Annotated in this window: 11 protein-coding genes; 7 read left to right on the forward strand and 4 right to left on the reverse strand. The window is 71.4% G+C overall.

Going from position 1 to position 10,927, the window contains the following annotated elements:
* Positions 1–776 (reverse strand): phosphoenolpyruvate carboxykinase (ATP) (locus WEB03_RS15545; protein WP_368071832.1); only part of this gene is annotated, 776 nt, incomplete at its 3' end.
* 346 nt (positions 777–1,122) lie between these two features.
* Here WEB03_RS15545 and WEB03_RS15550 point away from each other — a divergent pair.
* The 6 genes from WEB03_RS15550 (at position 1,123) to WEB03_RS15575 (ending at position 5,568) form a co-directional block, all read left to right on the forward strand.
* The gene (locus WEB03_RS15550; RefSeq protein WP_368071833.1) at positions 1,123–1,290 is read left to right on the forward strand and encodes a hypothetical protein; all 168 of its coding nucleotides are present in this window, start codon (positions 1,123–1,125) and stop codon (positions 1,288–1,290) included.
* 104 nt (positions 1,291–1,394) lie between these two features.
* The gene (locus tag WEB03_RS15555; RefSeq protein ID WP_368071834.1) at positions 1,395–3,218 is read left to right on the forward strand and encodes an ATP-binding protein; all 1,824 of its coding nucleotides are present in this window, start codon (positions 1,395–1,397) and stop codon (positions 3,216–3,218) included.
* A gap of 112 nt (positions 3,219–3,330) precedes the next feature.
* On the forward strand, positions 3,331–3,795 hold the full coding sequence (locus WEB03_RS15560; RefSeq protein ID WP_368071835.1) for a hypothetical protein: 465 nt from the start codon (positions 3,331–3,333) through the stop codon (positions 3,793–3,795).
* A gap of 53 nt (positions 3,796–3,848) precedes the next feature.
* The gene (locus WEB03_RS15565; RefSeq protein ID WP_368071836.1) at positions 3,849–4,643 is read left to right on the forward strand and encodes a TIGR04255 family protein; all 795 of its coding nucleotides are present in this window, start codon (positions 3,849–3,851) and stop codon (positions 4,641–4,643) included.
* A gap of 92 nt (positions 4,644–4,735) precedes the next feature.
* Positions 4,736–5,131: a hypothetical protein gene (locus tag WEB03_RS15570; RefSeq protein WP_368071837.1), complete on the forward strand. Its 396-nt coding sequence runs from the start codon at positions 4,736–4,738 to the stop codon at positions 5,129–5,131.
* Between the two features lie 113 nt (positions 5,132–5,244).
* Complete coding sequence (locus WEB03_RS15575) at positions 5,245–5,568, forward strand: hypothetical protein (protein ID WP_368071838.1); 324 nt, start codon at positions 5,245–5,247, stop codon at positions 5,566–5,568.
* Between the two features lie 30 nt (positions 5,569–5,598).
* Here WEB03_RS15575 and WEB03_RS15580 read toward each other — a convergent pair whose 3' ends face one another.
* From WEB03_RS15580 to WEB03_RS15590, 3 genes are all read right to left on the reverse strand, one after another.
* Positions 5,599–7,497 (reverse strand): dynamin family protein, encoded by a 1,899-nt coding sequence (locus WEB03_RS15580; RefSeq protein WP_368071839.1) that lies wholly within the window; start codon positions 7,495–7,497, stop codon positions 5,599–5,601.
* A 129-nt stretch (positions 7,498–7,626) separates the two neighbouring features.
* On the reverse strand, positions 7,627–8,505 hold the full coding sequence (locus WEB03_RS15585; protein WP_368071840.1) for an MBL fold metallo-hydrolase: 879 nt from the start codon (positions 8,503–8,505) through the stop codon (positions 7,627–7,629).
* A gap of 197 nt (positions 8,506–8,702) precedes the next feature.
* The gene (locus WEB03_RS15590; RefSeq protein ID WP_368071841.1) at positions 8,703–9,560 is read right to left on the reverse strand and encodes an NUDIX hydrolase; all 858 of its coding nucleotides are present in this window, start codon (positions 9,558–9,560) and stop codon (positions 8,703–8,705) included.
* A gap of 140 nt (positions 9,561–9,700) precedes the next feature.
* Here WEB03_RS15590 and WEB03_RS15595 point away from each other — a divergent pair, with 140 nt between their 5' ends.
* Complete coding sequence (locus WEB03_RS15595) at positions 9,701–10,759, forward strand: heparan-alpha-glucosaminide N-acetyltransferase domain-containing protein (RefSeq protein ID WP_368071842.1); 1,059 nt, start codon at positions 9,701–9,703, stop codon at positions 10,757–10,759.
* Positions 10,760–10,927 lie beyond the last annotated feature (168 nt).

Raw genomic sequence — 10,927 nt, forward strand, 5'->3', positions numbered from 1 at the left:
CCCGCCTCGCTGGTGTGCACCTCGCCGCCCGGCATCAGGGCGATGAAGTCGTCCTGCACCGGCAGCGAGCCCATGACGTTGCGGAAGGTCGTGGTGGTCTTGCCGGTGCCCGACAGGCCGATGATCAGCGCGAGGTGCTCCTCGCCGTCCGGGGTCTGGTCGGCCGGGAAGGTCTTGGCGCCCGAGTGCATCGCCAGACCGCCACGGTCGTAGACCAGCTTGTTCCACATCCGGAGGGCACCCATCTTCGACTCACCGAAGTAGTCGGAACCGAAGACGCGGGTGACGTAGTTGACGAGGTCGATGGTGATCAGGCAGTCGTCGGGCTTGCCCGGCGCGCCCAGGTTCGGGGTGTAGATGACCGTGAACTCGGGGCTGAAGCCGGTCTCCTCGGGCGGGAAGAACAGCTGCTGCTGCATCCCGGGGACGTTGGCGTTGGCCTTCTCGATGTAGAGCTGGCAGGCGGTGCGGAACCCGGGGTCCGGACCGATGTAGCCCTCGATCAGGATCATGTCCTGGTCGGCGATGTACTCGTCCTGCTTGCGGGCCCACTCCGCGGCTTCCTCGCGCGAGATGGTGGGCTTGGCGTTCGGCTCGTCGGAGACGAAGAAGGTCGACTTCCCCAGCCGCGACACGATCCGCGCCTTGTAATGGAGGTTGCCGAACTCGGTCTCGCTGATGTGGTCGGCCGGCATCAGCTCGAGGGCCCACTCCCGCAGCTCAGCCTGCGTCGGGTTCTCAGCGACGGACTTGGCCTTCGGCAGCTCGAAGGTCACGGTTCCTACCTCCCGCGCACGGGTGCGCTCGACGCCCCAGGCGCCGTTGCCGGGGGGAACGGGACCATACCCACCCCCTGTCCGGCCCTCCGAACCGAACGGCACCGTCGGACGGACGTGCGGGCGCTCAAGAGGGCTCCCCGGCCGCACGAACCGGACCACGGACCCCGGGCGGCGCCCGGGCCGGCCCGTGAGCTCCGAGGTGACTAGCCCCATCGGGTCACCGACCATCGGGCGAAGAACCACCCACCCCGCCCATCCACAACGCTCCGTCACTGCCGCATACTGAGCGTGAGGACGGGGGCCACCTCCCGGCACCGTCCCACCGACCGGATCGAGGTGCACCGTGATCCCCGCAACCCACCGCCGAACACGCGCCCTCGTCGCTGCTGTCGCCGTGTCGGCGATGCTGCTCGGCGCTGCCGCGCCCGCCAGCGCCGTCCCGAAGGACCGTGGTCCGGACAAGGGCGGCAACACCACGACCGTCACGATCCAGGGTTTCAGCTGGCTCTGAGGCCCTTCCAACCCCCTTCTATGCTCGCAGGCCCACCGCATCCCCCGTGACCCGTCGACCGACGGTCCACCACCTGCGGCCCCGCGCCGGGATCGAGCAGCGAGGTGGCTGAGCACACCTCCGGGTACGTCCTGACCCTCGTCGCGCTCGCGGCGGGGGTCATCGGCGTCTCGGTGGTCCTCAGCAGTCCCGGGTGGCCGGGCCTGCTCGAGGCGGTCGTGCTGGTCGTCGCCATCGCGATCGCCGAACGCACCGAGGTGGTCTTCCGCTGGGACCGCGAGGCGGGTGGGTTCACCCTCATCGAGGTGGCGGTCACCGCCGCGTTGCTGCTGATGTCCCCCGTGCACGTAGCGCTCGCGGCAACGATCGGGGTCGTCCTCGCCCACGTCGCGTCGCTGCGGACCCCCGTGAAGGTGGGCTTCAACCTCGGCTCGACGGTGCTGTCGGTGAGCGTCGCCGGGGCGATCCTCGCGGCCTTCCCGGCCGTCGGCCCGCTGGTGGCCGGCCGACCCGTGCTGGGTGTGGCGGTGGCGATGCTGGGGTACGGCCTGACCTCGACGCTGGCGTTCGCAGGCCTGCTGGCGATGCGCCTGTCCGACGCCAGCTGGATGCGGACCCTGCGGCGTCAGCTCGCACTCCACGTCGCCACGAACCTCGGGATGACGTCGGTCGGCATCGTGCTGGCGACGTTGTGGGAACTGCGCCCCGAACTGGTCCCGTTCGTGCTGGCACCAGCCGCCGCCATCCACCTGGCGCTCCGAGCGTCGCTGCGGGCCTCCGCGCTCCTGGCCGAGCAGCAGGCCGAGCACGGCCGCCTCGTCCGGGTGGTCGACGGCGCATCGGACGGCATCGTCCTGCTCGACGGCGCGGGCTGCATCCAGGTGTGGAACCCCGCCATGCAGCGCCTCACCGGACGCGCCACCCCCGACGCCGTGGGCCACCCCATCGACGAGGTGCTGACCGCCGGCGTGCACGCGGCCGCGGATCCGGTCACGGGCCGCTGGACGCTCGCGACGGCCCAGCAGCGCACCCCGGTCCTCGAACAGGACGCCAAGTTCACCGACGCCGACGGGACCGTCCGCGACGTCCGGGAGAGCCACGCGTTCACCTTCGACGACCGCGGCCGCTGCACCGGCGCCGTCGTGGTCGTCCGCGACGTGTCCCGCCAGCGTGAGCTCGAGCGGCTGCGCTCCGACTTCGTCGCCCGCGTGTCGCACGAGCTCCGCAGCCCCCTGACACCGATCCGTGGGTTCGCGTCCGTCCTGCTGCGCCGCGGCGACCAGCTCGACGACGACCAACGCGCCGAGGCGCTGACCCGCATCGTCGACCGGGCCGACCACCTCCACGCACTCGTCGAGGACCTGCTGCTGGTCACCCGGCTCGAACACGCCGATGTCGCCGACCTGGTGCACGCGGAACCGGTCGACGTCGGCCCGCTCGTCCGGACGGCGGTCGATCGTGTCCGTATCGCGACCAGCGGGCGCACCGTCACCTGCGTGGTCGCCGATGACCTGCCACTCGCCCACGCGGACGGTGCTCGGACCGCGCAGATCGTCGACGCGCTGCTCGACAACGCGACGCGGTACTCCCAGCCCGACACCCCCGTCGAGGTCGAGGTGGACGCCGACGGTGACGACGTCCGGGTCCGCGTCATCGATCACGGACCAGGGATCCCCCCGGCGGAGCGCGAGGCGGTGTTCGAACGCTTCCACCGACTCGAGGATCCGATGACCATGCGCACCGGCGGGGTGGGTGTCGGACTGTTCCTCGGACGCCGGTTGGCGCAGGCCATGCACGGTTCCTTGCGGTTGGTCGATACCCCCGTCGGTGATGGTGCCGTGTTGGAGCTACGCCTTCCCGTCGCCGCTCCTTCGACGCCGTCCCATACCGCGGACCCACACGGGTCCCATCGCGCACCTCGACGCTGATACCGGCCGCCACGCTACGGTGCAACACGCATCCTCCGGAGCGACGCCATAGTCGCCACCATCCCGCGGAGGCATAGTCGTGACCGGGTCCCCCGGGGAACAGGCACATCTCGTGGCAAAGCAGTCCGACAAGCGGTTCGCGATGAGCGACGAACACAAGGCCGCGCTGGCCGAAGGCCGCGCGCAAGGTCGCGCGGTGCGTGAGTACCTCGCCGCTATCGAGGCCGACCGCAAGCCCGGCCGCAAGGTCGACAAGGGCACGGTCGAGACGAAGATCGCCGACGTGCAGAGCTCGATCGACGGTGAACCGGACCCCGCGAAGCGGGTGGAGCTGATCCAGAAGCGGCTCGACCTCGAGGCCAAGCTGATCGACCTGCAGGACGACGTCGACCTCGAGTCGCTCGAACAGGGCTTCGTCGACGCCGCCGCCCCGTACTCGGAGCGCAAGGGCATCACCTACGCCGCGTGGCGCGAGGCCGGTGTCCCCGCCGCGGTGCTGAAGCGCGCCGGTGTGAAGCGCACCCGGAAGGCAGCTGAGGCATCCGCGCGGCAACCTGCGGGTCGTACCGTGGGGTAGCGCCTACGCTTCTCGTTGCGTCCGTCGAGCCCGTCTGACTGTCGAAGGTGGCCGTGCAACTGCCCTCGCTTCCCGAGCGTCCCGCGGGTCTACCGGAGTTCGGTAGCCCCCCACTGCGCGAGGTCGCGATCGCCGTGCTGTTCCACCCCCTTCCGGGACTGGCCCAGGCTCACGTCGGCCGCTACTGGGAACTCATCCGTGACCGCTATCCGCGTGTACGCGATCTACCCCCGATCGAGCCGTACCTCGAGGCAGAGGCGCGGGGACAACCGCTGTTCCAGTTGCAGGTCGGACCACCGCCCCTCCGCCGGTCGTGGTTCATCAGCGAGGACGATGAACGCCTGGTCCAGCTACAGAACGACCGCTTCGTTCACAACTGGCGTGGCGATGGGACGTCCTACCCTCATCTGGAAGACCTGTGGTCCAGCTTCGCCGAGCGGTTCACCGAGTTCGCGGGATGGGTCTCCACGGAGGACATCGGTTCCATCGAGCCCTTCCAGCTCGAACTGACCTACGTCAACGTGATCGAAGCTCCGAGCTTGTGGGACGTGCTCCGGGGCGTCGACCCTCCGGTACCGGCCCGCTTCGCTGAGGACGTCCGAACCCCAGAGCCGAAGATCGAACTGCGGTACGAAGTAGATGGCGAGCGCAACGCAGCCCTCTACGTTCACTGCCGTCAACGAGACGTGGGGGTGCAGCAGATCGAACTGACGTTCCGGGCGGCACTCGAATCTCCCGAGTTCGCCTCGCTCCCCGACGCGGTGGCCACGGGTCGACGCCTGATCGTGACGCACTTCACCGCACTCACGACGCCTGCCCTCCACGAGAGATGGGATCGGAAGCGATGACCAAGCTCGCCTTCGCCGACGCACCGGCTGGACGGGCATCCTCGTCCAGCGCACCTGACCACCTCATGAGCGTTCACGTGACGCCGTCGAACGTGTCTGTCCGTGCCGATGACCCTGGCTTCGTCTGGCTCGACCCCGAGTTCGGTCAGGTCATCGGCCAGATCCTCCAGTTGCGGCCTGGATGGGCAGGTCCCGGTTCCGAGGCGGTCACCGACAACGCCATCGTGGGCATCCTGGAGTTCATCCGACGACGCCTGCCGCTCTCCAGCCCCCGCCCTTCCGTCGTTCCGACAGCTCTCGGCGGGTTGCAGCTCGAGTGGCACCTGCCCGGCCTCGATGTCGAGGTGGAGTTCGATGCGGCTGGCCGGGCCTGCGACGCCGCGGTGGCGGACGAACGTCGAGGCATCCAGGTCTCATCGGACGCGCTCTGGGAGGTCGTGGATGACCTCGTGACATCACTCAGGCAGGGGGAGGAGCGCGCCTCCTGATGCACCGCGACGGCGCACAGCAGGTCGCTGATGACGAAACTCTGTTGCGGCTCGTCCATCCGACCCAAGTCGTGCCGGACGGCGCCGGAGGCCTTCGGCTCAGCAGCGCCGCCTTGACCTTTCCTCTCGTGGCGACGAGCGATGATCTGGCTGGCGTCTCGGTCTACCTCGAAGGGACCGTCAAGGCACTCGGGCGGCGAGCCGCCGACCTGATCGGAGCGAGGACCTTCGATGAAGTGTGGTTCGCGAACGCCGGCGTGGTCGACGCTGAGGCACCCGGAGGTGTCGTGGAGGATCCGGTCGACCAAGGCTTCTGGGCCGACCCAGCACACGCGTTGATCGTCACCCCCGCCGAGGTCGGTCGCAGCGCCCTGAAGAACCTCGCGCGACGACTCGCTCCGCACTTCTCGGCTCTCGAACCATCCGAGGACCGGTGACCGACGTACGGCTCAGGCGGTCAGCCGCGTCTATCGGGCGAGTTCGGGGAGCCGCAGATCCATGTCGCCGACCACGCGGCGAGCGCGGGCGACGCAGCCGTCGAACGCCTCGACGAACCGTTCGGCGTCGCGCCGGTACAGCTCGAGCTGCGAGGGGTCGGCGCTGATCCGCTCGACCACCTCGAACTGCTGGTAGAGGTCCTCAGCGAACATCCGGCGTCGGCGTTCCACCGCGGATCGCACCGACTCGACCGCGCCGTCGACCTGGCGGTCGACGTCCCGCAGCAGCTCACCGGCGATCTCGTCGAGCCGTTCGACCACGGCGCCGCGCGCCTTCACCAGGTTCCGCTGCCCGGCCACGATGCTCGACAGCTTCCACCCGACGAGCGCGCCCCCGAGCAGGCCGATGGGTCCGAGGACCACGCTGCCCGCCGCCACGAGAGCGGACCCGCCGCCGGCCAAGCCACCGATGAACGCCGAGGTCCGTGACACGCTGCGGGTCCGGGCCCGCGCCCGCTGCATGGCCTGCACCTGGTCGGGCGTGGTGATCAGCGCGTTCGACGACAACCGGACCTGCGGCAGGTTCGGCGCCAGGTCGGTCATCACCGCCTCGAACCGTTCCTCGAGCTGGAGCTGGAGCCCCCCGACGATGTGCTCGAGACCCTCCGAGAACTGACGGGAGGCGAGCTCGCCCGCGACCTCGAGCTGGCGCCGGAACCGGGACGCGAACGCCTCGAGTTCGTCGGCGGATTCCAGCGTGCTCAGGTCCTTCTTCGCGCGCGTGAACGGTTGCAGGACCAGGCCGCGGATCCGCATCTTCAGCGGTGCGACGTCCGTCAACGCCAGCGACACCGCACCGTCGAAGCGGCGCTCGAGGTCGAAGATGTTGGCGTCCAGCTGGCGGCGGAAGCCCTCGAGCTGGTCGGGGTCGTCGAGCAGCTGCTGGCGGACCCGCACCTCGGCCTTCGCCATCTCAGCGGCGCGTTCGATGCGGTCGGCAGCGTCGTGCAGGACGAGCTTGCCGGCACCCTTCGACAGCTCGTTCTCGAGATCACGCAGCAGCCGGTCGGCGCCGGACCGCTTCCACTTGTCGATGTCGTCGGCCTGCCGGGCCTCCCAGGCCTCGAGCGCGCAGACCGGGTAGACGCGCACCTCGCCGGCGCGGTGTGCCTTCCGGGATGCCTCGACGATGCGCTCTCCGACGTACTGCAGCACCGCGTCGCGGGTCTCGGGGTCGTGGAAGTGCTGCGGGTACATGTTGCAGACCAGGAACGTCTTCTTGAGGTCGCGCGCCACGACCTCCTCGAGGAAGCGCAGCTCGGTCGCACCGACGGTCGGGGGCGAGAGGAACAGCACCACCCCGGCGTCGACGACGTCGAGCTCCTGGAGGGTCCGCTCGGTGTAGACCTCGTCGGCCTCGGCGTCGTCGAGCCCCGGCGTGTCGATCAGGCGCGTGCCGTTGCGGAGGAACCCGACCGGGACCTGCTGCTCGACGAAGGTGATGCCGAGCTGGTTGTTCGGGTTGGCCTTCTGCGAGGTGAACTCGCTGACGTCCTCGACCGCGACGTGCTTGACCGTGCCGTCGGCGAAGTGCACGGTCGCCTGCGGGGCGTCCCCGTACGAGACGTACACCGGAACCGCCGTCTCCGGCGTCACGTGCATCGAGGAGACCTCGCGGCCGATCAGTGCGTTCAGCAGCGTCGACTTGCCGCGCTTGATGAGACCGAAGATCCCGACCGTGAACTCGGTCGCCGCGAGGTCCTTGCGCACCATCGCGAGCTCGGAAGCGATCAGCGAGTCGGAGTCCTCGGCGCCCTCGACCTCGAGGGCTCGGCGCTCCTGGAACCGGGACCAGACCTCCTCGATGTGCGCGAGCGCCGTCAGCAGCGCGCTGCGTTCGACGTCGAAGCTGTCGAGGAACTCCGCCACGGTCGGTCCGCCTCCGGTGGTCGTGTCGACGATCGAAGCACGCGGGTGACGTGAACGCGCCGAACAGCCACCTCGAGGCTTCGACCACCCGGAGTGATGACTTGAGCGGCCGACCGGCCACAGCCGGCGTCAGCCCGTCCGCTGGACCCGGCCATCTCGGTCGGTGCGGAGTTGGCCGGAGGCGGCGAGGTGGTCGAGCGCGGCGCGCGTCGATGCCTCCGCTGCCCCCCAGAGCCGACGGTCGACCTCGGCGTAGATCGTCGCGACCAGCTCGGCGGGGGTGGCGGCGCCGGCGTCGATCGCGGCCAGGATCTGCTTCAGCCGGAACTCGCGGTGGTCGGCGTAGAAGTGGAGCACCGCCTGCGGGTCCTCCGAAAGCGTCGGCCCGTGCCCGGGGTGGAGGACGTGCGCGCCGATCGCCAGGGCGCGCCGCAACGAATCGAGGTAGGCCACGAGGTCCCCGTCCGGGTGCGCCACCACCGACGTGCCTCGACCGAGCACGTGGTCGCCGGTCAGCAGGGCCCCGTCGCCGAGCCGGAACGCGACGTGGTCCGCGCAGTGCCCGGGGGTGGCCACCACCCGGACCTCGAACCCGGGCACGTCCACCACGTCCCCGTCGGCGAGCACCCGACCCGCGTGCGCCGTGTCCGCCTGGAGCGGCGCGTGCACCGGACAGCCGAGCCGAGCGCCGAGCGCGGCCGCTGCCTCGGTGTGATCGACGTGGTGGTGGGTGACGACGATCGCGGCCACCTCGACGTCGCGATCGGCCGCGGTGGCCACGACCCGATCGAGGTGGTCGGCGTCGTCCGGACCGGGGTCGACCACGATCGCTGCCCGACCCGGGTGGCCCACCACGTAGGTGTTCGTGCCGTCGAGGGTCATCGGCGACGGGTTGGGCGCGAGGACCCGCGTCACGGTGTCCGACAGCACCTCGGTGACCGGCATCTGCCCGAACGCCGGCAGGTCCCACGACGTGCGCGGGTCGACGGGAGCGGGGGGCAGGTCCACGCGGCGGACGCTAACGGCTCCGGCCCTGGAACGGGTGGAGCGGCGGCCCGGATCCGGACCGCCGCTCGCACTCTCCCGCTCCCGACGGCTCCCGCTCCGTCCTGGAAGTGATCCGAAGGTACGGGACGGACGGTGGCCGATGGAAGGGGGTCCCCGGACGCCGCACGGCAACGTCCGGTGACCGCTCGACGCGGACGTCAGATCGGCTCGGGCTCGCCGCGGCGGGGGTGCTGGACCATCACCCGGCCGTCGACCATCACGGCGGCCGGCTGGGTGCGTTCGGTGTCGCACGCACCCGCGAGCGCGGCGTCGACCGCGGCCGCCGCCGTCGGGTAGACCGCCAACTCGCGCAGGTTGCAGCGGGTCGGGTAGATGATCACGACCTCGCCGTCCTCGGAAGCACGGAGGGCCGCAGCGGGGGGCAGCCACCGGGCGCTCGAGGTCTCGACCTCGTCGTGGGCGGCGACGTCACGCTGCGCGTCCGGGACCCGGGCGATGAAGAAACGGGTGTCGTAGCGGCGGTGCTGCCCCTCGGGGGTCACCCACCACGACCAGAACCCGAGCGCGGCGAGGTCGAGGACGAGGTCCTCCTCGTCGAGCCAGGCGTGGAAGTCGGCGACGGGGCCGTGGGCGTTGAGCGCGGCACGGGCCTCCTGGAACGATGCCGAGCGCAGGTCCCGTCCGGTCAACGGCGACCCGTCCGAGCGCGTCGCGAGGAGCACCCCGGCCTCCTCGAAGGTCTCGCGTACCGCCGCGGCACGTGTGGCGAGCGCCATCGCCGGGTCCTCGAAGCCCAGCTCCTCGGCGTCCAGTTCGGGGTCGGGGCCACGCCACCGATCCGGCGGGAGGTCACCGTCGGCGTCGTCGACCTTGCCGCCCGGGAAGACGAACGCCCCGCCGGCGAAGTCGCTCTTCAGCACGCGTTCGAGCAGGAGCACCTCGAGACCGTCGCCGCTCGCGCGCTCGCCCTCGCCCTCGCCCTCGCCAGGGTCGACGTCGCGGACGAGCACCACCGTCGCCGACGGTGTCGGTTCGTCGGTCCAGGCCTCGACCACGTCTCTGCCTCGCTGCTCGTCGATCCGCCACGGTCCGGGGCGGAGACGCGCAGGCTAGGGCGCGGGCCCACGAGCCTCCACGCGGCCGACCCGGGCGCACCTGCCGAGGCGGGCGGCGACCCGTCGCTACGGTCGGGTGGATGCCTGCCACGCCCGCCTCCCGCACCCGCACCCGGACCGACGAGGCCCGAGGTGGCGCGCAGCCACGCGGCCGGCGGCCGAGGAAGCCGGCGAGGTGGGACGGGCTCGATACGGCGCGCGGGATCGTCGTGCTGGCGGCGGTGGTCATCGGCGTCGGTGCCCTGCTGGCACCTGCGGCGCTCGGGCCGACGACGTGGCTCGGGATCGGCGCGGCCGACCTCCTGCCGGGCACGTTCCTGGTCGTGGCCGGCGCCGGGATCGGGTGGCGGCACGACACCGGCCGACGCTGGCCACCGGCGCGACGGTGGCGACGCGCCGGCGTCCTGCTGGTGTTCGGAGCCGGCATCGCGGTCGCTCGAGCGGGCGGCGACCCCGGCGCGCTGGCCATCGATGAGCTGCTGCGGTTGGCCGGCGCCGGAGCGATCGCGAGCCTGGTGCTCCGCTGGCGCGCGGTCCTCGTCGTCCCGCTCGCTGGCCTCCTCGCGGTGGCGCCCGCCGCGCTGGTCGCTGGCGATCCCTTCGGCCGTGGGCTGCGACGCGCCGACCCGGCGGAAGCGTGGTGGCTGGAGGGAACGCTCGGGCTGCCGGGCGGGGGAGTGCCGCTGTTGAGCCTGGCGCCCGCGGTCGCTCTGGTCCTCGCCGGGGCGGCGTTCGGGATCTGGGCGCACCGACGTCCACCCGGGCCCGCCACGGCGGCCGCCCTCGGGACCGTGGGCGCGTGGTGCCTCATCGGCACGATCATCGTCGGGCAGCTGGTCCCACCCGTCCCGGTCCTGCTCGACCTCCCCGTGGCGCTGACCGCGGCCGGATGCGGGGCGCTGGCGTTGGCCGCCGGCCACCTCGCCGCCGGCCGTGGCGCCGCCCCTGGCCTCGCGAGCGTCGGCCGGACCGCGCTGCCGATCGTGGTCACCGGCACGCTCGTCCTGGCGTTCGTGCCGACGACCGCAGCGCCGGACCTGCCGACCGCAGCCGCGTTGACCGCCGGCGGCGTGGCGGCCTGGGGCGCGCTGGTGGCTGGCCGCCGCCTCGATGCGACCCGCTGGGTCCTCCGCGCCTGACGCCCGCCGCCCATCCCACTTGCCGTCACCAGACTGCATCCGCGTCGGTGCCCGAGCCGTCGCCCGGCGAACGCCCACCACTTGCCGTCATCAGACTGCATCCGCGTCGCTGACCGAGCCGTCGCCCGGCGAACGCCCACCACTTGCCGTCATCAGACTGCATCCGCG

Source organism: Nitriliruptor sp. (genome assembly GCF_040882075.1).
Taxonomy (GTDB): Bacteria; Actinomycetota; Nitriliruptoria; order Nitriliruptorales; family Nitriliruptoraceae; genus Nitriliruptor.